General features: G+C 68.7%; 22 protein-coding genes. 14 read left to right on the plus strand and 8 right to left on the minus strand.

All coding sequences use genetic code 11. The features are described 5' to 3' along the window. Nucleotides 1–72 precede the first annotated feature (72 nt). Together FB381_RS09880 and FB381_RS09885 are read left to right on the plus strand one after the other, a co-directional pair. Entirely contained in the window at nucleotides 73–855 is a 783-nt protein-coding gene (locus FB381_RS09880; RefSeq protein WP_141780129.1) for a HipA family kinase, read from the plus strand. Next, entirely contained in the window at nucleotides 855–1,265 is a 411-nt protein-coding gene (locus FB381_RS09885) for a DUF3037 domain-containing protein (protein ID WP_141780130.1), read from the plus strand. The genes FB381_RS09880 and FB381_RS09885 overlap by 1 nt, the downstream gene beginning before the upstream one ends. A gap of 77 nt (nucleotides 1,266–1,342) precedes the next feature. On the opposite strand, the gene FB381_RS09890 is transcribed toward FB381_RS09885, so the two are convergent. The 3 genes from FB381_RS09890 to FB381_RS09900 all read right to left on the minus strand — a co-directional run bounded on the left by FB381_RS09890 (nucleotide 1,343) and on the right by FB381_RS09900 (nucleotide 4,618). Next, nucleotides 1,343–2,086, minus strand: coding sequence for a sirohydrochlorin chelatase (locus FB381_RS09890; RefSeq protein WP_141780131.1), 744 nt, complete (start codon nucleotides 2,084–2,086; stop codon nucleotides 1,343–1,345). Nucleotides 2,087–2,153: 67 nt separating this feature from the next. Next, nucleotides 2,154–2,897, minus strand: a complete 744-nt coding sequence (locus FB381_RS09895) for a phosphoadenylyl-sulfate reductase (RefSeq protein ID WP_141780132.1) — start codon at nucleotides 2,895–2,897, stop codon at nucleotides 2,154–2,156. Continuing rightward, nucleotides 2,894–4,618 carry a nitrite/sulfite reductase gene (locus FB381_RS09900; RefSeq protein ID WP_141780133.1) on the minus strand — a complete coding sequence of 575 codons (1,725 nt, stop codon included), beginning with the start codon at nucleotides 4,616–4,618 and terminating at the stop codon, nucleotides 2,894–2,896. The genes FB381_RS09895 and FB381_RS09900 overlap by 4 nt, the downstream gene beginning before the upstream one ends. A 467-nt stretch (nucleotides 4,619–5,085) precedes the next feature. Between FB381_RS09900 and FB381_RS09905 the strand changes: the two genes are divergently transcribed. Genes FB381_RS09905 through FB381_RS09925 form a run of 5 tightly spaced genes read left to right on the plus strand, consistent with a single transcriptional unit; the run spans nucleotide 5,086 to nucleotide 8,419 of the window. Beyond that, a complete protein-coding gene (locus tag FB381_RS09905; protein WP_141780134.1) occupies nucleotides 5,086–6,543 on the plus strand; it encodes a glycine hydroxymethyltransferase in 1,458 nt (485 codons plus the stop codon). A 25-nt stretch (nucleotides 6,544–6,568) separates the two neighbouring features. Beyond that, on the plus strand, nucleotides 6,569–7,057 hold the full coding sequence (locus FB381_RS09910) for a GNAT family N-acetyltransferase (RefSeq protein ID WP_141780135.1): 489 nt from the start codon (nucleotides 6,569–6,571) through the stop codon (nucleotides 7,055–7,057). 4 nt (nucleotides 7,058–7,061) lie between these two features. Next, the gene (locus FB381_RS09915) at nucleotides 7,062–7,832 is read left to right on the plus strand and encodes a nucleotidyltransferase domain-containing protein (protein WP_141780136.1); all 771 of its coding nucleotides are present in this window, start codon (nucleotides 7,062–7,064) and stop codon (nucleotides 7,830–7,832) included. A 10-nt stretch (nucleotides 7,833–7,842) separates the two neighbouring features. Then, the gene (locus FB381_RS09920; protein ID WP_141780137.1) at nucleotides 7,843–8,139 is read left to right on the plus strand and encodes a hypothetical protein; all 297 of its coding nucleotides are present in this window, start codon (nucleotides 7,843–7,845) and stop codon (nucleotides 8,137–8,139) included. Continuing rightward, complete coding sequence (locus FB381_RS09925) at nucleotides 8,129–8,419, plus strand: hypothetical protein (RefSeq protein ID WP_141780138.1); 291 nt, start codon at nucleotides 8,129–8,131, stop codon at nucleotides 8,417–8,419. Before FB381_RS09920 ends, FB381_RS09925 begins: the two co-directional genes overlap by 11 nt. Here the strand turns inward: FB381_RS09925 and FB381_RS09930 are convergent. Beyond that, nucleotides 8,416–9,159 carry a class I SAM-dependent DNA methyltransferase gene (locus FB381_RS09930; RefSeq protein ID WP_141780139.1) on the minus strand — a complete coding sequence of 248 codons (744 nt, stop codon included), beginning with the start codon at nucleotides 9,157–9,159 and terminating at the stop codon, nucleotides 8,416–8,418. The two genes, FB381_RS09925 and FB381_RS09930, sit on opposite strands and share 4 nt — an antisense overlap. A gap of 156 nt (nucleotides 9,160–9,315) precedes the next feature. Here FB381_RS09930 and FB381_RS09935 point away from each other — a divergent pair, with 156 nt between their 5' ends. After that, a complete protein-coding gene (locus FB381_RS09935; protein WP_141780140.1) occupies nucleotides 9,316–10,674 on the plus strand; it encodes a cation:dicarboxylate symporter family transporter in 1,359 nt (452 codons plus the stop codon). A 79-nt stretch (nucleotides 10,675–10,753) separates the two neighbouring features. Here FB381_RS09935 and FB381_RS09940 read toward each other — a convergent pair whose 3' ends face one another. Both FB381_RS09940 and FB381_RS09945 read right to left on the minus strand, forming a co-directional pair. Continuing rightward, nucleotides 10,754–11,464, minus strand: a complete 711-nt coding sequence (locus FB381_RS09940) for a response regulator (RefSeq protein WP_141780141.1) — start codon at nucleotides 11,462–11,464, stop codon at nucleotides 10,754–10,756. Continuing rightward, nucleotides 11,461–13,065 (minus strand): sensor histidine kinase, encoded by a 1,605-nt coding sequence (locus FB381_RS09945; protein ID WP_246088045.1) that lies wholly within the window; start codon nucleotides 13,063–13,065, stop codon nucleotides 11,461–11,463. The genes FB381_RS09940 and FB381_RS09945 overlap by 4 nt, the downstream gene beginning before the upstream one ends. A 141-nt stretch (nucleotides 13,066–13,206) precedes the next feature. Between FB381_RS09945 and FB381_RS09950 the strand changes: the two genes are divergently transcribed. Next, on the plus strand, nucleotides 13,207–14,559 hold the full coding sequence (locus tag FB381_RS09950) for a cation:dicarboxylate symporter family transporter (protein WP_141780143.1): 1,353 nt from the start codon (nucleotides 13,207–13,209) through the stop codon (nucleotides 14,557–14,559). An 85-nt stretch (nucleotides 14,560–14,644) separates the two neighbouring features. Here FB381_RS09950 and FB381_RS09955 read toward each other — a convergent pair whose 3' ends face one another. Continuing rightward, a complete protein-coding gene (locus tag FB381_RS09955) occupies nucleotides 14,645–14,980 on the minus strand; it encodes a hypothetical protein (protein ID WP_141780144.1) in 336 nt (111 codons plus the stop codon). 250 nt (nucleotides 14,981–15,230) lie between these two features. On the opposite strand from FB381_RS09955, the gene FB381_RS09960 reads away from it, so the two are divergent. The 5 genes from FB381_RS09960 to FB381_RS09980 all read left to right on the plus strand — a co-directional run bounded on the left by FB381_RS09960 (nucleotide 15,231) and on the right by FB381_RS09980 (nucleotide 20,068). Beyond that, nucleotides 15,231–16,535: an ABC transporter substrate-binding protein gene (locus FB381_RS09960; protein WP_170225119.1), complete on the plus strand. Its 1,305-nt coding sequence runs from the start codon at nucleotides 15,231–15,233 to the stop codon at nucleotides 16,533–16,535. Then, nucleotides 16,532–17,527: a carbohydrate ABC transporter permease gene (locus tag FB381_RS09965; RefSeq protein WP_141780146.1), complete on the plus strand. Its 996-nt coding sequence runs from the start codon at nucleotides 16,532–16,534 to the stop codon at nucleotides 17,525–17,527. The genes FB381_RS09960 and FB381_RS09965 overlap by 4 nt, the downstream gene beginning before the upstream one ends. Beyond that, complete coding sequence (locus FB381_RS09970; protein WP_141780147.1) at nucleotides 17,527–18,372, plus strand: carbohydrate ABC transporter permease; 846 nt, start codon at nucleotides 17,527–17,529, stop codon at nucleotides 18,370–18,372. Before FB381_RS09965 ends, FB381_RS09970 begins: the two co-directional genes overlap by 1 nt. 93 nt (nucleotides 18,373–18,465) lie before the next feature. After that, nucleotides 18,466–19,557 carry a potassium channel family protein gene (locus FB381_RS09975; RefSeq protein WP_141780148.1) on the plus strand — a complete coding sequence of 364 codons (1,092 nt, stop codon included), beginning with the start codon at nucleotides 18,466–18,468 and terminating at the stop codon, nucleotides 19,555–19,557. A 226-nt stretch (nucleotides 19,558–19,783) separates the two neighbouring features. Further along, a complete protein-coding gene (locus FB381_RS09980) occupies nucleotides 19,784–20,068 on the plus strand; it encodes a DUF3263 domain-containing protein (RefSeq protein ID WP_141780149.1) in 285 nt (94 codons plus the stop codon). Between the two features lie 266 nt (nucleotides 20,069–20,334). On the opposite strand, the gene map is transcribed toward FB381_RS09980, so the two are convergent. Continuing rightward, on the minus strand, nucleotides 20,335–21,105 hold the full coding sequence (gene map / locus FB381_RS09985) for a type I methionyl aminopeptidase (RefSeq protein WP_141780150.1): 771 nt from the start codon (nucleotides 21,103–21,105) through the stop codon (nucleotides 20,335–20,337). Nucleotides 21,106–21,134: the final 29 nt, after the last annotated feature.

The following is a 21,134-nucleotide window of genomic DNA, read 5'->3' on the forward strand; positions in this document are numbered from 1 at the left end:
CCAGCGAGCGAGCCATCGAACCATCACGTGGCCGCGTCCGTATTCTGGCGCTTGCGCTACGGAGGTGGCCGCGTGAGTCTGGAGACGGTGCGGGTGACGAGGTATGTCACGCCGCTTCGGGAGGGCGGGAGCCTGCCCGGGATCGTGGAGGCCGAGGATCTCGGCACGTACGTCTGCAAGTTCCGTGGCGCCGGGCAGGGGCTTCGGGTGCTGGTCGCCGAGGTGATCGTCACCGGGCTGTGCCGGGCGCTCGACATCACGACGCCCGACCAGGTCGTGCTCGACCTCGACCCCGAGATCGCCCGCTACGAGGCCGACGAGGAGGTGCAGGACCTCCTCACCGCGAGCCCCGGGCACAACCTCGGCATCGACTTCCTGGCTGGGGCGTTCGGCTACGACGCCGCCTACCAGCCCGATCCGTCGCTGGCCGGCCGGATCCTGTGGCTCGACGCTCTGATCGCCAACGTCGACCGCTCCTGGCGCAACCCCAACATGCTGCTGTGGAACGGTGCGCTCTACGTCATCGACCACGGAGCTTCGCTCTACTTCCACCACGTGTGGCCCGGCGGCGGGGGAGACCCGGCGCGTTATGCCGCGCAGCCCTACGACACCTCCGAGCACGTGCTGCGGGGCTTCGCCGCCGAGGCGCTCGCCCAGAGCGACGACCTCGCCGCGCGCCTGGACGACGCAGTGCTCGAGAAGGTGCTCGCCGACGTACCCGACGAGTGGCTCGAGCCCGTCCCCGGTTACGACACGCCGGAGTCGCTGCGCGAGCGCTACGTCGCGTTCCTGCGTGCCCGCCTCGACGGCGGCCGCCCGTGGCTGCCCGTGGCCGAGACCTCGAGCGAGGTGTGATGGACGCCTACCAGTACGTCGTGCTCCGCTGCGTCCCTCGCCCCGAGCGCGAGGAGTTCCTCAACGTCGGCGTCGTGCTCTACTGCCCCGAGCAGAAGTTCCTGGCCGCCCGGTGGGCCCTGGAAGAGGCGCGCCTGAGCGCGTTCGCTCCCGACCTCGACCTGGCCCACGTGCGGGCCGGGCTGGAGTCGATCGACCTGATCTGCGCCGGCACCGCCCACGCGGGTTTCGGCGCCGGGGTGCGCGCTACGGCGTACGGCATCCGAGCCCTCGTCGACAACGAGTCGGCCCGCTTCGGTCTCCTCAAGGCCCCCAAGAGCACCGTGCTCCAGCCGGGCCCCGTCCACGGCGGCGTGACCGCCGATGCGGCGATCGAGCTCGACCGTGTCTTCACCCACCAGGTCGGCTGACCCGCCGAGTCGGCGCATCCTGACCGAAAAACAACGTCGAGTCGGCGCGTTAGAACGCGCCGACTCGGCGTGGGGGTCTAGACCGGGACGAGCTCGACGGCGCCGACGGCGTAGCGGGCCAGGATGGTGCGAGCGACCTCGGGGTGGGCGCCCATGGGGTCGGAGACGGAGACGGCGCCGGCCTCGAGGGCGAGCTCCTTGGCGCGGTCGGGCAGCTGCCCGGGAGCCAGGAAGAGCATGCCGACGGCGATGTGGCGGCGGCCCTCGGCACGGAAGGCACGGACGGCCTCGCCGGTGGCCGGCGGCGCGGCCGAGGCGTACGCAGCCACGACCGGGAGCTTGTGGTGGGCGCCCCAGATCCGGGCCAGACGGGCGACCGACTGGTTGGCCAGCGGGTCCGAGGAGCCGGCGGCGGCCAGCACGAGGGCGTCGAGCTCACGAACGCGCGCGGCCTTCAGCGACGCCCGCAGGCGCTCGTCGAGCACCTGCAGGAAGACGCTCTCCAGGCCCAGGATCTCGCTGGTGTGGATACGCAGGCCGGAGTGGCGGGCGGTGGCCTCGGCGATGACCGAGGGCACGTCGACACGGGCGTGGAACGCCTCGGTCAGCAGCAGCGGCACGACGACGATCTCGTCGTGGCCGGCCTTGACCAGCTTGTCGATGACGGCCTGGAAACGCGGCCGGGAGTGGTCGAGGAAGGCGGCTTCGATGCGGAGGTCGGGGCGCAGGGCGCGCACCTCGGCAACGAGGGCGTTGATGGTCGCGGCGGACTGCGGATCGCGGCTGCCGTGAGCCAGGGCTACCAGAGCGGGAGCTGCCATTGTCATCACCTTTACGTGTTGCAGGAATTCTGAGAAGTCTGTGGTGGAGCGGGATCAGGCGCCGGAGTCAGGCGTGGATGCCGCACTCGGTCTTGTTCGTGCCGGCCCATCGCCCGCTGCGCGGGTCCTCGCCGGGGGCGACCCGGCGGGTGCACGGCGCGCAGCCGATCGAGGGATAGCCGTCATAGACGAGCGGGTTGACGAGCACTCCGTTGTCCTCGATGTATCGCTCGACCTCTTCGTCGGACCATCGCGCCATCGGCGAGACCTTGACCTTCTGGCGCTTGGCGTCCCAGCCGATCACCGGAGCGATGACCCGGTTCTTCGTCTCCGCACGACGCAGGCCGGTCGCCCAGGCGTCGTAGGAGGCCAGCGAGTCGGCCAGCGGCTTGACCTTGCGCAGCGCGCAGCAGAGGTCGGGGTCGGTGCGGTAGAGGTCCTTGCCGTACTCCGCGTCCTGCTCGGCGACGCTCTGCGCCGGCGTGATCGTGCGGAGGCTGACCGGCATGGTCGCCTCGACGGCGTCGCGCGTGCCGATGGTCTCGATGAAGTGGTAGCCGGTGTCGAGGAAGACCACGTCGATCCCGGGCACCACCTTGGAGGCGAGGTGCGCGAGCACGGCGTCGCCCATCGAGGAGGTGATGGCGAACCGCTCGCCGAAGGTGGCGGCCGCCCACTCGATGATCGTCTCGGCAGGCGCGAGCTCGAGCTCGGCTCCCCAGTGGGAGACGATCTCGCGCAGCTCCTCCGGCGTACGCCCCTCGGCGTCAACCCCGCGGTTGGCGCGTGCGGCTGCTGTGCTGATGCTCATGCGGACACCTCGCTCAGGGTCTTCTCGCCGCGGAGGAGCTCCTCATCGGCCCGGTTGGCCCAGAGGGCGAACGACTCGCCCTCCTCACGGCCGTCCAGGTAGTTGCCGACGACCGCGGTGACGTAGTCGTCCAGGCCGGCGCTGGTCACCTTGTGGGCGCGCAGCTTGCGACCGAAGGAGGTCGTGAGCCCGATACCGCCACCGAGGTGCACCTGGAAGCCCTCGACCTGGTTGCCGTCGTCGTCGAGGACCAGCTGGCCCTTGAGACCGATGTCGGCGACCTGGATGCGGGCGCAGGAGTTGGGGCAGCCGTTGACGTTGATGCTGATCGGGGTGTCGATCTTGGGGAAGCGGCGCTCGAGCTCGTCGATCAGGTCGGCGGCACGCTGCTTGGTGTCGACGATCGCGAGCTTGCAGAACTCGATGCCGGTGCAGGCCATCGTGGACCGGCGCCAGTGCGAGGGACGCCCGGAGAGACCGATCACCTCGAGGTCGTCGAGCAGGGCGTCGACCTTGTCGCCGTCGACGCCGATGACGACCAGCTTCTGGTAGGAGGTGAGGCGTACGCCCGCGGCGCCGTGCTTCTCGACGAGATCGCCGAGCGAGGTCAGGATGGCTCCGCTGATCCGGCCGACCGTCGGGGCGACGCCGACGTAGTAGCGGCCGTCCTGCTGCTCGTGCACGCCGATGTGGTCGCCGTTGGCGGTCGCCCGCTCGGGAGAGGGGCCGTCGAGGAGCGGGCGCCCGAGGTACTCGTTCTCGAGCACCTCGCGGAACTTCTCCTTGCCCCAGTCGGTGACCAGGAACTTCAGTCGCGCCCGCGACCGCAGCCGCCGGTAGCCGTAGTCGCGGAAGACCGAGACCACGCCCTCCCAGACGTCGGCGACCTCGTCGAGCGGGATCCAGACGCCGAGGCGTACGGCCAGCTTGGGGTTGGTGGAGAGACCGCCGCCGACCCACAGGTCGAAGCCGGGGCCGTGCTCGGGGTGGACGGTGCCGACGAAGGCGACATCGTTGATCTCAGGGGCGCCGTCGAGCGAGGGGTGCCCGGAGACGGAGGTCTTGAACTTGCGCGGGAGGTTGGAGTAGTCGGCGTTGCCGATGTAACGGCGCTTGATCTCCTCCAGCGCCGGCGTGCCATCGATGATCTCGTCGGCCGCGACCCCGGCCACGGGCGAGCCGAGGAACCCGCGCGGGCAGTCGCCGCACGCCTCGAGCGTGTTGAGCCCGACCGCGTCCAGGCGCTCCCAGATCTCGGGCACGTCCACGATGTCGATCCAGTGGTACTGGATGTTCTGCCGGTCGGTGATGTCCGCGCTGCCGCGGGCGAAGTCGGTCGAGATCCCGCCGAGCGTACGCAGCCGCTCCGCGTTCAGCAGCGCCCCGTCCGAGCGCACCCGCATCATGAAGTAGCGGTCGTCGAGCTCCTCCTCCTCGAGCGCTCCGGTCTTGCCGCCGTCGATGCCGGGCTTGCGCTGGGTGTAGAGGCCCATCCAGCGGAAGCGGCCACGCAGGTCGGCGGGGTCGATCGAGTCGAAGCCGCGCTTGGAGTAGATGAACCGGATCCGGTTCTCCACGTTGAGCGGGTCGTCGTCCTTCTTGGACTGCTCGTTCTTGTTCAGGGGCTCGGCGAACCCGAGCGACCACTGGCCCTCGCCTTTCTTCGGGCGGGGGATCTCGGTGTGGGCGGCGCGCTTGGACTGGAAACGGATGTCGCTCATGTCAGAGAAACCTTTGCGTCGGTCGTGGACGCACGGCGGAGCAGGGACGTGCTCGCGGCGAGCGCCCGGGATGGTCTGTCGGGCGGCGGGCCAGCGGCTCGGCGCAGGGAAATTGCGGAGCGCTGGGCGTCAGTGGCGCCAACAGATCGCGCTGCGGATGCGGCAATAGTCCACGTGGCGTCGAACCACGAGGTGCGCATGTGTTGCAGCAGTGACCATGTCAAGGAGTCTCAGGGTGCGGACGGCGTTCACGCAATCTGGAATCCTGAAATATGAGACGTAAGTCCGTACTGCGAGACGTTCACGCTTGGCCAGGCGGGCGATGTGGCCGAGGTCACGATGTCGTCACGCCTGAACAACCTCGAGGAGCGCTCACGTGTTCCCGCGGCCGGTGGTAACGGACGTACGCAGCCCACGGGTCGACCAGGATGCGGTGCTCGCGCGAGCGGCTGACTACGCTGTGCACCATGAGCGATCTGTCTGCCCCGGCAAATTCAGGCACTGTGAGTTCTGCCTACAACCAAGCCCTCGAGGTCATCGCCTCTGTGGAGCCGCGCATCGCGGAGGCGACCAAGCAGGAGCTGGCCGACCAGCGCGCGAGCCTCAAGCTGATCGCCTCGGAGAACTACGCGAGCCCCGCCACGCTGATGACGATGGGCACCTGGTTCTCCGACAAGTACGCCGAGGGCACCGTCGGCCACCGCTTCTACGCCGGCTGCCAGAACGTCGACACCGTCGAGCAGATCGCCGCCGAGCACGCCAAGGAGCTCTTCGGCGCCGAGTACGCCTACGTGCAGCCGCACTCGGGCATCGACGCCAACCTGACGGCCTACTGGGCCATCCTCGCCCACCGGGTCGAGGGCCCGTGGCTGGAGAAGATGGCCGTCAAGAACATGAACGAGCTCTCCGAGGCCGACTGGGAGAAGCTGCGCAACGAGCTCGGCAACCAGCGCCTGCTCGGCATGTCGCTCGATGCCGGCGGCCACCTCACCCACGGCTTCCGCCCCAACATCTCGGGCAAGATGTTCCACCAGAACCAGTACGGCACCGACCCCGAGACCGGGCTGCTCGACTACGACGCGGTGCGTGCCAAGGCCAAGGAGTTCAAGCCGCTGGTGATCGTGGCCGGCTACTCGGCCTACCCGCGCCGGGTGAACTTCGCCAAGATGCGCGAGATCGCCGACGAGGTCGGCGCCACCCTGATGGTCGACATGGCCCACTTCGCGGGCCTCGTAGCGGGCAAGGTCTTCCAGGGCGAGGAGAACCCGGTTCCCTACGCCCACGTCGTCACCTCCACCTCCCACAAGTCGCTCCGCGGCCCCCGCGGCGGCTTCATCCTGGCCACCGAGGAGTACGCCCCGAGCGTCGACCGCGGCTGCCCGATGGTGCTCGGCGGCCCGCTGAGCCACGTCATGGCCGCCAAGGCGGTCGCCTTCGCGGAGGCGAAGCAGGAGAGCTTCCAGACCTACGCCCAGAACGTGGCCGACAACGCCCAGAGCCTGGCCGACGGTTTCCTCAAGCGCGGCGCCAACCTCGTCACCGGCGGCACCGACAACCACATCGTGCTGCTCGACGTCTCCGGCTTCGGCATCACTGGCCGCCAGGCCGAGTCGGCGCTGCTCGACTCAGGCGTGGTCACCAACCGCAACTCGATCCCGGCCGACCCCAACGGTGCCTGGTACACCTCCGGCATCCGCCTCGGCACCCCCGCGTTGACCACCCGCGGCTTCGGCGCCGACGAGTTCGACCGGGTCGCCGAGCTCATCGTCGACGTGCTCTCCCAGACCACCCCGGGCACCACGAAGGCCGGTGGCCCGTCGAAGGCGTCCTACATCATCGCCGACGGCGTCGCCGACAACACCAAGGCCGCCGCGGCCGAGCTGGTCGCGAAGTTCCCGCTCTACCCCGGTCTCGACCTGGCATGAGTGTGCGCCGGCGGAAGGTGGCGGCATGACCGAGCGCGAGACGGCTGCGGTCCGGAAGGTCACAGAGGACGAGTGGGAGTCGCTGCGTCAGGTGCGGCTCGCTGCCCTGAAAGACACCCCCGAGGCCTACTGGTCCTCCTACGAGGAGGTCGCCACCTGGCCCGAGGAGCGGTGGCGCCTGTGGGCGAAGTCGGGCGCTGCGTTCATCGCCTGGGTCGGCGAGAGGCCGTCCGGCCTCGCCGCCGGGATCATCCACGAGGACGAGCACCACATGATCTCGATGTGGCTCGCCCCCGAGGCGCGCGGCCACGGCCTCGCCGAGGCACTGGTCCACAGCGTCTCCGACTGGGCCCGCCGCGACGGCGCGACCATCCTGACCCTGTGGGTGGTCGACGGCAACAGCGCCGGCCGCCGCCTCTACGAACGCCTCGGCTTCGAGCTCACCGGCGACGTCCAGCCCTTCCCCGAGGGCGACCCGCGCACCGAGTCGAAGATGGCGCTGCGCCTCACCTGACGCCATGCCCGACCCGCGCGAGGGCGTGACACCCGACGGCCTGATCGTCACGGGAGCCCGCCGCGACCGAGTGCCGTCCGCGTACGAGCCGGTCCTGGCGTACGTCCTCGGGCGGGTCCCGCCCGAGGTGTCGGTCCACGTCTACGGCTCGGTGGCGAACGGAACGGCGACGGTGCCCGGCTCCGACGTCGACCTGCTGACGATCGGGCTCCCGGCGGCGGACGCTGCCGCGCTCGGTGCCGACGCATCGGCGGCCTTCGCCGAGGTCTGCCGCGGCGTCGAGATCGCCGCGGTCACCGCCGACGACTACGGCGGCGAGGGCGACGAGGCGTACGGCAACCGAGTCTTCCTCCGCCACTACTGCGTCCGTCTCGCCGGTCCCGACGTCGGCGCCGACCTGCCGGGCTTCCCGGCGGATGCCCGTGCCGCCCGCGGTTTCAACGGCGACATCGCACGCGCCGTGGACAGGTGGCGCGCGGCGCTCGGTCGTGACCCGGCGAGCGATCTCTCCCGGCGTATCGCCCGCAAGCCGCTCCTGGCCGTGGCCGGCCTGGTCAGCGTCCACGACGGCACCTGGACGACCGACCGCTCGGCGGCCGCCAGCCGTTGGGGCGAGATCGAGCCGACGCTCGCCGACGACCTGGCGCGGCTCGAGACGCTGCGCGAGCACGGCGGGACCACCGCGGAGGAGACCGCGGCCCTGCTTGGCGAGGGTGGCGTGATCGAGCAGATCAGCGCCCGTTTCGCCGCCGACATCGGGCTCTGGGGCTCCTAGACTCCCTCTTGTGACGGACGAGGTCGAGGTCAGTGCCCTGGCGATCAACGTGGCCATCCCGGACGAGCTGCAGTGGACCGACAATCGACGGGAGGTGACCTTCCGGCTCACCACCCTGAATGTGCGCCTGCTGCCCGACGGCCGGCTCGCGGCCAAGGCGTACGGGCGGCCGGTCGACGGCGGCCGCGGTGCCTACACCTCCTTCGCGGTGCCCGAACGGCCCGAGCTCACCGGACTGATCGGCGAGGCGGCGAAGGTCGCCGCGGAGCGCTGGCGGGCGGCGTACGATCCAGAGAATGACGCCTGAGGAGGTCGATGCCTACGTGGCGACCCTGGAGGGCTGCAGTCGCAAGCCGCGAGGCTGGTATGTGCATCACACCAGCCTCGTCGCCCGGCTGACCGACCCAACCACACTGTTGGTCCGCGTTCCGAGCGAGCAGCGTGACGCGCTGATCGACCGCTGGCCGGACGCCTTCGGCATCCCGCCGAGGCTGGAGGCGCACCACAAGATCGAGGCCTACCTGGACCGCGCCGCCCCCGAGGCGGTTCGCGAGGCGATCCGGCTCGCCTGGGAGTTCCAGCGCTAGACCGGCTTGCGCCAGACCGAGACGTGAGCGGGCGACTCGCTGGTGAACGGCGAGCGGTCCCAGCCGCCGTAGCGGGCCTCGAGGCTCATTCCGGCGAGGCGGGCCATCAGGTCGAGCTCTGCGGGCCACACGAAGCGGAAGTTGTGCGGTGAGTAGCGGTAGTGGTCCTCGGCCACACGGGTGTAGTGGTGCGAGATCGCCTGCTGGGTGACCAGGTCGTAGGTGTCGAAGCCGAGATGGGCGGGGGAGACGTCGAACGGGATCGCCGGGCTGCCCGGCGGCAGCCGCCGCAGCCCGGGCACGCCGACCTCGATCACGAACCGCCCGCCTGGCGCCAGGTGGCGCGCGGCATTGGCGAAGCATTCGACCTGCTCGTCCTGCGTACGCAGGTTTCCGATCGTGTTGTAGACCAGATAGACCACGGCGTACGTCCCCATCCCGGGCGCCTCGGCAGCGGCCATGTCGCCGACCACGACCGGGATCTCGTCGGCGGTGACCTTGCGTCGCAGCACGTCGACCATCGGCCGGGAGAGCTCGATGCCGGTGACCGGCACCCCCAGCTCCCGCAGCGGTACGCCGATCCGACCCGTGCCGATGGCGAGCTCGAGCGCCGGGCCGCCGTCAGCGACCTCGGCGAGGAACCGGGCCACCGGACCGGTCACCTCGGACGAGTTCACCCAGTCGGCAGGGTCGTCGTAGCGTTCAGCGGCCTCGCGGTCCCACACGTCGCTGCTTGTCATACCCCGACCATGCCCGCAGGAACGTCCGGTTCGCGAACGGTTTTCTGCTCTCGGAGGCCGCGATCGGCAGATTCCGGCGCGGGACGCTGGCGCGATCGAGAGCGAAGCGCGATAGTGACCTGCGTCACTTTACCCCCGTGATCTCGAGGAGCCCCCATGGCAGGCACAGACACGCAACCCGCACCACCGCCGCGCAAGGATCGCACCCACTACCTCTATATCGCGGTGATCGCCGCGGTGATCCTCGGCATCTTCGTGGGGCTGATCTTCCCGAGCTTCGCGGTCGAGCTGAAGCCGGTCGGCACCGCGTTCGTCAACCTGATCAAGATGATGATCCAGCCGATCATCTTCTGCACGCTGGTCATCGGCGTGGGCTCGGTGGCGAGTGCCGCGAAGGTCGGCAAGGTCGGCGGCCTCGCACTCGTCTACTTCATCGTGATGTCGACGGTCGCACTCGGCATCGGCATGCTCGTCGGCAACCTGATCGACCCGGGCAGCGGCCTCCAGATCAGCTCCGACTCCTCCCAGGCCGGCCAGGACGCGGCCGCAGAAGGTCACGGAAGCACCACCGACTTCCTGCTCGGCATCATCCCGACGAGCCTGTTCTCGGCGCTGACCTCCGGCGAGGTGCTGCAGACGCTGCTGGTCGCCCTGCTCGTGGGCTTCGCGCTGCAGCGGATGGGCGAGACCGGCAAGCCGATCCTCAACGCGATCACCTGGCTCCAGAAGCTCGTCTTCCGGGTGCTCGCGATGATCATGTGGGCCGCGCCGGTCGGCGCGTTCGGCGCGATGGCGGCGGTCGTGGGGGAGACCGGCATCGACGCGCTCAAGAGCCTCGCGGTGATCATGGTCGCCTTCTACATCACCTGCGTGCTGTTCATCTTCGTGGTGCTGGGCGCGATCCTGTGGTTCGCGACCGGGGTCAACTTGTTCAAGCTGCTCGCCTATCTCGGTCGTGAGTTCCTGCTGATCCTCTCGACATCCTCGTCGGAGTCGGCGCTGCCACGGCTGATCGCGAAGATGGAGCACGCCGGCGTCGAGAAGGCGACGGTCGGCGTCGTGGTGCCCACCGGCTACTCGTTCAACCTCGACGGCACCGCGATCTATCTGACGATGGCCTCGATCTTCATCGCTGATGCGATGGGTGACCCGCTGGCGATCGGTGAGCAGATCGGCTTGCTGCTGTTCATGATGATCGCCTCGAAGGGTGCTGCCGGTGTCACCGGTGCGGGCCTGGCGACGCTCGCCGGTGGTCTGCAGTCGCACCGACCTGAGATGGTCGACGGAGTCGGGCTGATCGTGGGTATCGACCGGTTCATGTCGGAGGCGCGTGCGTTGACGAACTTCGCGGGCAACTCGGTCGCCACCGTCCTGGTGGGCCATTGGACCAAGACGCTCGACCGGGCACAGCTCGACCGGGTGCTGGATCGTCAGGACCCGTTCGACGAGACCACGATGGTCGACGACCACGCCGCGCCCCCGCCTCCCGCGGAAGGCGAGAAGGCCTCGGTCTAGACCCGAAACAGGGCCGTACGCTTCGCCTCCGTGTGCGGCGTACGGCCCTGTTCGGCCCCTGTTGGGCACTTTCGGGCGGCTACCGTTCGCGGCCGCGCCCCCAGGAGTAGCTGACCTCCGGCCGACCGCCGCTGGGGCCGTAGCGCACGCCGCGCGCGGCCGAGCCGGTGTCGGCCAGGTGCTCGAGGTAGCGCCGTGCGGTCACCCGCGAGGCGCCGACGGCGGCGGCGACCTCGCTGGCCGAGAGCTCGTGGTCGGCCTCGCGCAGCGCCGCCGTCACGGCCCGGAGCGTCTCCGGGCTCATGCCCTTGGGCAGCGGCGGGGCGCCGGTGGGGCGCAGCGAGCCCAGGAGCTGGTCGACCTCGTGCTGCACGACCTCCTCGGGCGCCGCGTCGAGCCGGGCACGGAAGTCGGCGTACTGCTCGAGCTTGTCGCGGAAGGTCGCGAACGTGAACGGCTTGAGCAGATACAGCACCACTCCCTGGGCGACCGCCTGCCGCACGACGCGCGTGTCGCGGGCCGCGGTCACCGCGATGACATCGCACAGGTGCCCGGCGGCGCGCAGCTTGCTGAGGAACCCGAGCCCGTGCCCGTCGGGCAGGTTCATGTCGAGCAGCACGAGGTCGACCGGTGTGCCGGCGTCGCGGGCGGCGTCGAGGGCCCGGGCCGCCTCGCGGGCCGAGCGCGCGACCCCGGCGAGCCCGAAGCCCGAGACCCTCTCGACGTACGCCGCATGGGCCTCGGCAGCCAGCTCCTCGTCCTCGATGACCAGCACCCTGACGGCGCTCATCGTTCGACCTCCGTGATCAGGGTGACGGTGAACTCGGCACCGCCGAGGTGCGAGCGGCCCACGACCACCTCGCCGTCGTGCCGTCGCGCCACCTGGCCGACCAGGGCGAGGCCCAGGCCACGGCCGGTGCCGGGCTCGGCCTTGGTCGTCCAGCCGCGGTCGAGCGCGCGGGCAGAGTCGGCGTGGTCCAGGCCCGGCCCGCTGTCGCCCACTCGGATCGTGACGGCATGGTCATCGCCGGCGAGGTCGACCTCGACCTCGCGGGAGTCGGCCTCGGTGACGGCGTCGAGCGCGTTGTCGATCAGGTTGCCGAGCACCGTGACCAGATCGCGAGGCGTGACGCCCGTGCCGGGCGGCAGCTCGCCTTCGATGCGGAGCTCGATGCCCCGCTCGGCCGCTTCGGCCGACTTGCCGAGCAGGTGTGCGGTGACCACGGGGTCCTCGACCGCGGCGACCACCTGGTCGGTGAGCAGCTGGGCCACCCGCAGCTCGTCGGTCGCGAACGACACCGCCTCCTCGGACCGCCCCAGCTCGATGAGGGAGACCACGGTGTGCAGCCGGTTGGCCGACTCGTGGTTCTGCGAGCGCAGCGACTCGGTGAGGCGGCGTACGACCTCGAGCTCGCCGGTCACCGCACGCAGCTCGGTGTGATCACGCAGGGTCACGACCGAGCCGACGTCGCGGCCGTCCCAGCGCGCCGGGGCCGAGGAGACCACCAGGATCCGCTCGCCGGCGAGGTAGAGGTCGTCGGTCTCGGCGGTGTGGCCACGGGCGGCGGTGACCAGCGCGGGCGGCAGATCGAGATCCTCGATCCGGGTGCCGACCACGTCGCCGGGTAGGGCCAGCAGCCGAACCGCCTCGTCGTTGACCAGCTGCACCCGTCCCTCGCCGTCGAGCAGCAGCAGACCTTCGCGCACCGAGTGGAGCACGGCGGAGTAGTACTCATACATCCGGGCCAGCTCGTGCTCGCCCAGGCCATGGGTGAGCCGGTGCAGGCGCCGGCTCAGCAGCCAGGCGCCGGCCAGCCCGACGCCGAGCACCCCGGCGCCACACAGCACCACGATCCCGACGTCGCGCATCAGGCCGCGGTTGATGTCGCTGACCGTGATGCCGACCGAGACCAGGGCGACGACGCGTCCGCCCTCCTCGACCGGCACCACCGAACGGACCGAGGGCCCCAGCGTTCCGGTGTACTCCTGGGTGAAGACCTCGCCCTCGGGTGCGCCGCCGAGGTCACCGACGAACTTCCCGCCGATCTGGCGCGGGTCGGTGTGGGTGTAGCGGGTGCGGTCGAGCCCCATCACGACCACGAAGTCGGTGTCGGTGTCGCGGCGCACCTTCACGGTCCACGGCTGGAGCGTCCGGGTCGGGTCCTCGCCGTGCAGCGCCGCGCGGGTGGTGGGGGAGTCCGCGACGGTCTGGGCCACGGCCACCGAACGCTGGGTGGCGCGGCTGCGTGAGTCGCGCTGGGCGTCGTAGGAGGCCATCAGGATGCCGACGACGACCAGCAGCAGCACCGTCCCGAGCTGGAGGAGCAGCACCTGCCGTGCCACCGAGCCGTCGCGGAGCGAGCGAGGTCGGAGGGGTCGGCGATGGGGCACCGCCTCATTCTCACCCACCCGCCCGGGCGATGTGACTCAGGCCACGAACACAACGAACACAACAGTGACGAGCGTCACCAGGTGCTCGATAGTTGCCGAGGTTGCCCGATGAGGGCATCGGACACCGAGCCAGGAGGAACCATGAGTACGAACGCCCCCGCACCGCCACGGAAGAAGGACAGGACACATTTCCTGTATATCGCGGTGATCGCCGCGGTGATCCTCGGCATCTTCGTGGGCCTGGTCTTCCCGAGCTTCGCGGTCGAGCTGAAGCCGATCGGCACCGCGTTCGTCAACCTGATCAAGATGATGATCCAGCCGATCATCTTCTGCACGTTGGTCATCGGCGTGGGCTCGGTGGCGAGTGCCGCGAAGGTCGGCAAGGTCGGCGGCCTCGCGCTGGGCTACTTCATCGTGATGTCGACCGTCGCGCTCGCGATCGGTGTCATCGTCGGCAACCTGATCGATCCCGGCACCGGCCTCCACATCGACCCAGCCGCTTCCTCGGCCGGCAAGGACGCAGCCGCAGAAGGTCATGGGAGCACGACCGACTTCCTGCTCAGCATCATCCCGACGTCGATGTTCTCGGCGTTGACCTCCGGCGTCGTCCTGCAGACCTTGCTCGTCGCGTTGCTCGTCGGGTTCGCGCTGCAGCGGATGGGGGAGTCGGGCAAGCCGATCCTCAACGCGATCACCTGGCTCCAGAAGCTCATCTTCCGGGTGCTGGCGATGATCATGTGGGCAGCCCCCGTCGGCGCGTTCGGCGCGATGGCAGCCGTCGTCGGCGAGACCGGTGTCGACGCGCTCAAGAGCCTCGCGGTGATCATGGTGGCCTTCTACATCACCTGTGCGTTGTTCGTCTTCGTGGTGCTGGGGGCGATCCTGTGGTTCGCGACCGGGGTGAACCTGTTCAAGCTGCTGGCCTATCTCGGTCGTGAGTTCCTGCTGATCCTCTCGACATCCTCGTCGGAGTCGGCGCTCCCGCGGCTGATCGCCAAGATGGAGCACGCCGGGGTGCAGCAGGCCACCGTCGGCGTGGTCGTGCCGACCGGCTACTCGTTCAACCTCGACGGCACCGCGATCTATCTGACGATGGCCTCGATCTTCATCGCCGATGCGATGGGCGATCCGCTGGCGATCGGTGAGCAGATCGGGCTGCTGCTGTTCATGATGATCGCGTCCAAGGGTGCTGCCGGTGTGACCGGTGCGGGTCTGGCGACGCTGGCTGGTGGCTTGCAGTCGCACCGACCCGAGATGGTCGACGGAGTGGGTCTGATCGTCGGTATCGACCGGTTCATGTCGGAGGCGCGTGCCCTGACCAACTTCGCGGGCAACTCGGTCGCCACCGTGCTGGTGGGTCACTGGACCAACACGCTCGACCGGGCACAGCTCGACCGGGTGCTGGATCGCAAGGACCCGTTCGACGAGACCACGATGGTCGACGACCACGCCGCCCCGCCGCCTGCCGCGGAAGGCGAGAAGGCCTCGGTCTAGACCCCACGAGCTCAGGCCGTACGCAGCACACCGAGGTGCTGCGTACGGCCTGTTCTGTCTCGGGCGACCGGCGACGGGCTGTCGGCTACCGGTTGCGGTAGACGATCCGCGCCAGCTCGAAGGGCGCGACCCGCCAGGACCCGATCGGCTCGTCGTCGAGCCCGATCCGGCCGAGCGCGGCGATGATCCACGACATCGCGAAGCAGCCGATGCCGGCCACGGTCCAGATCCCGACGCTGCGCCAGGAGACGTCGCCGCCGAAGGCCCGGAAGACGCCGACGACCGCCGCGATCAGCGCGATCGCGGCCACCAACCAGAAGAGCAGCGAGCAGATCACGGCGGCGAGCCGCCCGGCGACCGCCAACGGGTCGCGAGGAGGCCGCCCGTGCGGCTGGTGATGGTGAGGTGGCGGATAGTTCATGTGGGCGCTGATTCTGGCGTACGCGGGCGCTCGGAGTCACACCGGGAGCGGAAAGTCTCCCCGGCACACCGGCGCACGAACGGTATGGTCCTGCGCATTCTCGGGTAAATGTTCGACGGCTTGCTCGGGACAGCGATGCCCCGTGCGACTAATGTTATCGAGATCACATGACGAGGCGCTGCCTCGTGGACCCGGTGTGGCCTGCGTGGCACGACCTCCGTGGATCAACGACGATGGAGGGTGCAACCCAATGCACGTGCGCAGATGGCAGATCGGAGCAGCCACCGTAGGCCTGCTCGCCGTGACCGGCTGTGGAGTGCCCGGCGGAGGCGGAAGCAACGATGCCGGCGAGACCAAGAAGGGTGACGGCAGCCTGCAGATCCTCGGAGCCGTCCCCGAGGGCGAGGCCGTGGGTCTGAACGCGGCCCTGAAGACGTTCACCAAGGAGACCGGGATCAAGGTCACCTACACCCCGTCGACCGACTTCACCACCGAGATCCGCACCAAGGTCAACGGCAACGACGCGCCCGACATCGCGCTGTTCCCGCAGCCGGGTCTGGTCGGCGACCTGACCGAGTCGGGTGACACCCTCCCGCTCGACGACCTCATCGACGTCGACAAGCTCGACGACACCATGATCCCGGGCCTGATGGACTCGGTGGAGATCGACGACAAGACCTACGGCGTGCCCGTGCGGGTCTCGATGAAGTCGCTGGTCTGGACCCCGAAGGGGTTCGAGCAGTCCGGCTACAAGGTGCCGAAGACCTGGGACGAGCTGATGAAGCTGCAGGACCAGATCATCGCCAAGGGCCAGACCCCGTGGTGTCTCGGCGCCGAGGCCGGCGCCGACACCGGCTGGGTCTTCACCGACTGGGTCGAGGAGATCGTCCTGCGCCAGGAGGGCCCGGAGTTCTACGACAAGTGGGTCTCCCACGAGGTGCCGTTCAACGACCCGAAGATCGTCAAGGCCATCGAGACCCTGGGCGACATCGTCAACAAGCCGAAGAACGTACGCGGCGGGGCCGACGGCACCCTGAGCGAGCCGTTCGGCGAGTCGCCGCTGCCGCTCTTCGACAAGAAGCCCGGCTGCGAGATGCACCGTCAGGCCAACTTCATCACCACCTTCTTCCCCGACGACGTGAAGAAGGATCTGGCCGGCAACGTCGGCGTCTTCGCCCTGCCGGGCGACATGGAGGGTGGCTACGAGGGCACCCCGGTGCTCGGCGCGGGTGACATGGCGACCGCTTTCACCAACGACACCGACGTGGTCAAGCTGATGGAGTTCTTCGCGTCCCCCGACTTCGGCACCGAGTGGGCCCAGGCCGGCGGCTGGCTCTCGCCGAGCGCCGAGTTCGACAACTCGAACTACTCCGACCCGATGTTCGGTGAGATCGCGACCCTGCTGCAGGACGCCGACACCTTCCGCTTCGACGGCTCCGACCTGATGCCCGCCCAGGTGGGTGCCGGCACCTTCTGGAGCGAGATGAATGCGTACGTCGGGGGTGAGAAGAGCGCCGAGGAAGCTGCCGACGCGATCGAGGAGAGCTGGCGATGAGCGATGACTCGTTCCTCAAGATCGTCAACGGCCTCGTCGCGATCGTCCTGGGGGTCGGTGGGACCGCCGCGCTCTACTGGGTGCTCAACTTCCTGGTAGGACTCCTGCCGGGCGCGTGGGACAGGCGGATCAAGCCCTACATCTTCATCGGGCCGGCCATCTTGGTGGTCACCGTCTTCTTGATCTACCCGGCCGTGATGACGGTGATCTTCAGCTTCGCCGACGCCAACAGCATCAACTGGGTGGGGTTCTCGAACTACGTCGACCTGTTCCAGGACAAGGAGTTCATCGGCACGCTGGTCAACAACCTGCTCTGGATCCTGATCGTGCCGGCCGGCAGCGTCATCGTCGGCCTGCTCGTGGCGGTGCTGGCCGACCGGCTCAAGGCACTGCCGGAGCGGATCGCCAAGTCGGTCATCTTCATGCCGATGGCGATCAGCTTCGTCGGGGCGAGCACGATCTGGGGCTTCGTCTACGCGACCAGGTTCGCGCAGGGCGACAAGCAGATCGGGTTGCTCTCGGCGATCTCGACGAGCCTCGGGTTCGAGCCGGTCGCCTGGCTGCGCATCTCCTCCTACAACCTCAACGACCTGCTCCTGATCGTCATCATGGTCTGGCTGCAGGCGGGGTTCGCGATGGTGCTGCTCTCCTCGGCGATCAAGGGCGTGCCCGACGACACCGTCGAGGCCGCCCGCATCGACGGGGCCAGCGAGCTGCAGATCTTCTTCAAGGTCGTCGTGCCGCAGATCTGGCCCACGGTGATCGTGGTGTTCGTGACCATCCTCATCTTGGTGATGAAGGTCTTCGACATCGTCTACGTGATGACCGGTGGTCGGTCCGGCACCTCGGTGCTGGCCAACACCTTCGTGCTCGAGCTCTTCGAGTTCGGTGACGCCGGTCGCGCGGCCGCGGTAGTGGTGGTCCTGATGGTCGCCGTGATCCCGGTGATGATCTACCAGATGCGCCAGTTCAAGAAGCAGGAGGCCCGCTGATGAACAAGCTCACCTTCGGTGGTCTCGCGGTGCGTGTCGGCATCGCGCTGCTGTGCCTGCTCTGGTTCATCCCGACCCTGGGGCTGCTGATCTCGTCGTTCCGAGACGAGGCCGATGTGAAGTCGAGCGGCTGGTGGACGGTCTTCACCGACCCGTTCAACATGTCGCAGTGGACCTTCGACAGCTACACCTCGGTCCTCCAGAACGGGATGGCCAACGCGTTCGTGAACTCGATCGTGGTCTCCGTGCCCGCGACGGTGCTGCCGATCATGATCGCTGCGTTCGCGGCGTACGCGTTCACGTTCATGCGGTTCTGGGGACGCAACGTGCTGTTCATGCTGATCGTCGGGTTGCTGGTGGTGCCGTTGCAGGTGGCCTTCGTGCCGTTGCTCAACCTGTTCGGCGACTTCGACCTCAACGGCACCTTCCTCGCGGTGTGGCTGGCCCACACCGGGTTCGGGATGCCGCTGGCGGTCTACATCCTGCGCAACTACATGTCGAGCCTGCCGCACGAGATCATCGAGTCGGCCGAGATCGACGGGGCCTCCCACTTCCAGACCTTCTGGAGGCTGATCGTGCCGATGTCGGTGCCCGCGCTGGCAGCGTTCGCGATCTTCCAGTTCCTCTGGGTCTGGAACGATCTGCTCGTCGCGCTGATCTTCCTCGGGGCCGGCGACAACGAGGTCGTCACGATCACCCTGCGCGACCTGATCGGCGACTTCGGTCAGGAGTGGCACCTGCTCACCGCCGGTGCCTTCATCACCATGACGGTGCCGCTGCTCGTGTTCTTCTCGTTGCAGCGTTACTTCGTCCGGGGCCTCACCGCGGGGTCCGTGAAGGGCTGAGACCGTCCGTACGCGGTGGGCGCCACACCTTCGGGTGGTGGTGCCCGCCGCGTCGCACGAGAGTCCGAACGGCCTTGGCTATAAGGTCGGGACGTGGCCGAGACAAGTGCGTACGCCCCGAAGTGGGCTGATGCCGGTCAGGTCTCCCTCCCGGAGACCGTGCGCTCGCCGTGGTGGCAGCTCGGACGCCGGCTGCTGGCGGCCGTGGCGATCATGATCGGCACCGTGGCGCTGGTCTACTTCGACCGCGATGCCTATGTCGACAACAACGACCCTGCCGGCACCATCAACCTCGTCGATGCGCTCTACTACACGACGGTGACGCTGAGCACGACCGGCTACGGCGATATCGCGCCGGTCGAGCCGCACGCTCGGATGATCAACGCGTTCATCGTCACCCCGGCGCGCATCGCATTCCTGGTGCTGCTGATCGGCACCACCCTCGAGGTCCTCACCAAGCAGGGCCGTGACCTCATCCGAGTCGCTCGCTGGAGGAGAAAGATGGCCCAGCACATCGTCGTCGTCGGCTACGGCACCAAGGGACGCAGCGCCGTCGAGACGCTGCTCGCCAACGGTGCGAACCCCGAGGAGTTCGTCGTCGTCGACCCCGATCCGATCGCACGGGCCGACGCCCACTCCGACGGGCTCGCGGTGGTCACTGGTGACGCCACCCGCCGTGAGGTGCTGATGCGCGCGGGGGTCAGGGACGCCGAGCAGGTCATCATCACCACCAACCGTGACGACTCCAACGTGCTCACGATCTTGACGGTGCGACAGGTCAACCCCGAGGCGTGGATCGTCGCGGCCGCCCGCGAGCGCGAGAACGCGCCGCTGATGAAGCAGTCCGGCGCCGACTCGGTCATCACCTCCGCCGACGCCGTCGGCCGGCTGATGGGCCTGTCCACCATCTCCCCGACGCTCGGGTCGGTCATGGAGGACCTGCTCAACTCCGGCATCGGGCTCGAGGTCGCCGAGCGCGACCTGCTGGTCGACGAGGTCGGCAAGCAGCCGCAGCGTCTGGCCGACCAGGTCATCGCCGTCGTACGCGACGAGAAGGTCTTCCGCTACTTCGACCCGGTCGTCGGCACGCTCTCGCGAGGAGACCGGCTGGTCGTCGTGCGCGCCGCGAAGGAGCTGCCCTGGGCGCCGCGGCCGGGCACGCACGACGAGGAGTCCGCCCAGTAGCCTGCGGCAGACGACGTGCCCGAAAAGACCCGAAAAGAGAAGTTAGCCGCTGGCGTCTCGGGTCACCAGCGGCTAACAAGAACAAGACTAGCCGACGATCCGGTGTTCATCATAGAAATGCCTTGCAGTTTGATGAAGATCACCCGGACGGGCTAGGCGAGGTAGTCCGAGGCGGTGATGTGCCCGGTGTTTTCGGGGCGTGCCCCATGCCTGGGATGATGTGCGCATGACCGAGGCGCCCCACAGCCCCGGGTCTGCCGACGAGCAGCCGGGCCTTTCCGAGAACGAGACGCGACTGCTCGACTTCGAGCGCTCCTGGTGGTCGGCCGGCACCGGCCGCGACGAGGCCGTCCGGGAGCAGCTGGGGATGAGCGCGGCCGACTATCACCGCGCGGTCAACGACCTGATCGACAAGCCCGAGGCGCTCACCTATGACGGTGTCCTGGTGCGCCGGCTCCGCCGTCAGCGTGACGCGCGGCGTACGCAGCGTTCGAAGGGTCCGCGCCCGTAGCCCGTCAGGGCTGGTCCGCATAGCCCGACCGGATCATTTGCAGATCTGTGCATTGCATGTGGTTGCACGGTATCGAGGTCGTCGGCTAACGTTCTTCTTGTCAGCCGCTGGTGACCCGAGACGCCAGCGGCTGACTTTTATTTTGCCCAGAAGTCGCCCCCGCAGGTCGAGAAGTCACTCCTGCAGGTCGAGGCGTCACTTCTGCAGGCTCAGAAGTCACGGTGGTGCCTACTCGGCCTGCAGAGGTGACGCCTCGACGGTGCGGGTCAGTCCCGGGCGGTGAGGACGAGCGGCGGGCCGTCCTCGGTGATGGCGACGGTGTGCTCCATGTGGGCGCCGCGGGAGCCGTCGGCGCTGCGCAGCGTCCAGCCGTCGGGGTCGGTGAAGATCTCGTCGGTGGTGTGCAGGAACCACGGCTCGATCGCGATCACCAGACCCGGCTGCAGCTTGAAGCCGCGTCCGGGGCGACCGTCGTTGGCGATGTGCGGGTCGCCGTGCATGGTGCGCCCGACGCCGTGGCCGCCGAACTGGGTGTTGATCTTGAGGCCCTTCTCGCGCGCGACGCTGGCGATGGCGTGCGAGATGTCGCCGATCTTGTTGCCGGCGCGGGCGGCGTCGATGCCGGCCTCGAGGGCGCGGGTGGTGGTCTCGATCAGGTCGAGGTCCTCCTGGCGCGGGGTGCCCACGACGACCGAGAGAGCGGAGTCGGAGACCCAGTTGTCGACGCTGGCCGCGAAGTCGACGCTGAGCAGGTCGCCGTCGGCCAGCGTGTAGTCGTGGGGCAGGCCGTGCAGCACGCCGTCGTTGACCGACGTGCACAGCACCTTGCCGAACGGCATCGCGCCGAAGCTCGGGTGATAGTCGATGTAGCACGACTCCGCGCCGCGGTCCTTGATCATCTTGTGCGCGAGCTCGTCGAGCTCGAGCAGGTTCACACCCACGGCGGCGTGCTCGCGGAGTGCGGTCAGGACATCGGCCACGAATCGGCCCGCGGGCTTCATCTGCTCGATCTGGGTCGGAGTGCGCAGTTCGATCACAGGCAAAGCCTAGCCTGAGAACGGTTCTC

The organism is Nocardioides albertanoniae, assembly GCF_006716315.1.
In the GTDB taxonomy this organism is placed as follows: Bacteria; Actinomycetota; Actinomycetes; order Propionibacteriales; family Nocardioidaceae; genus Nocardioides; species Nocardioides albertanoniae.

Bases quoted from the DNA above. Each gene is read 5' to 3' on its own strand.
- FB381_RS09885 (WP_141780130.1), top strand. From the start codon at position 855: ATGGACGCCTACCAGTACGTCGTGCTCCGCTGCGTCCCTCGCCCCGAG.
- FB381_RS09890 (WP_141780131.1), bottom strand. From the start codon at position 2,086: ATGGCAGCTCCCGCTCTGGTAGCCCTGGCTCACGGCAGCCGCGATCCG.
- FB381_RS09895 (WP_141780132.1), bottom strand. From the start codon at position 2,897: ATGAGCATCAGCACAGCAGCCGCACGCGCCAACCGCGGGGTTGACGCC.
- FB381_RS09900 (WP_141780133.1), bottom strand. From the start codon at position 4,618: ATGAGCGACATCCGTTTCCAGTCCAAGCGCGCCGCCCACACCGAGATC.
- FB381_RS09905 (WP_141780134.1), top strand. From the start codon at position 5,086: ATGAGCGATCTGTCTGCCCCGGCAAATTCAGGCACTGTGAGTTCTGCC.
- FB381_RS09910 (WP_141780135.1), top strand. From the start codon at position 6,569: ATGACCGAGCGCGAGACGGCTGCGGTCCGGAAGGTCACAGAGGACGAG.
- FB381_RS09915 (WP_141780136.1), top strand. From the start codon at position 7,062: ATGCCCGACCCGCGCGAGGGCGTGACACCCGACGGCCTGATCGTCACG.
- FB381_RS09925 (WP_141780138.1), top strand. From the start codon at position 8,129: ATGACGCCTGAGGAGGTCGATGCCTACGTGGCGACCCTGGAGGGCTGC.
- FB381_RS09930 (WP_141780139.1), bottom strand. From the start codon at position 9,159: ATGACAAGCAGCGACGTGTGGGACCGCGAGGCCGCTGAACGCTACGAC.
- FB381_RS09935 (WP_141780140.1), top strand. From the start codon at position 9,316: ATGGCAGGCACAGACACGCAACCCGCACCACCGCCGCGCAAGGATCGC.
- FB381_RS09940 (WP_141780141.1), bottom strand. From the start codon at position 11,464: ATGAGCGCCGTCAGGGTGCTGGTCATCGAGGACGAGGAGCTGGCTGCC.
- FB381_RS09950 (WP_141780143.1), top strand. From the start codon at position 13,207: ATGAGTACGAACGCCCCCGCACCGCCACGGAAGAAGGACAGGACACAT.
- FB381_RS09955 (WP_141780144.1), bottom strand. From the start codon at position 14,980: ATGAACTATCCGCCACCTCACCATCACCAGCCGCACGGGCGGCCTCCT.
- FB381_RS09960 (WP_170225119.1), top strand. From the start codon at position 15,231: ATGCACGTGCGCAGATGGCAGATCGGAGCAGCCACCGTAGGCCTGCTC.
- FB381_RS09965 (WP_141780146.1), top strand. From the start codon at position 16,532: ATGAGCGATGACTCGTTCCTCAAGATCGTCAACGGCCTCGTCGCGATC.
- FB381_RS09970 (WP_141780147.1), top strand. From the start codon at position 17,527: ATGAACAAGCTCACCTTCGGTGGTCTCGCGGTGCGTGTCGGCATCGCG.
- FB381_RS09980 (WP_141780149.1), top strand. From the start codon at position 19,784: ATGACCGAGGCGCCCCACAGCCCCGGGTCTGCCGACGAGCAGCCGGGC.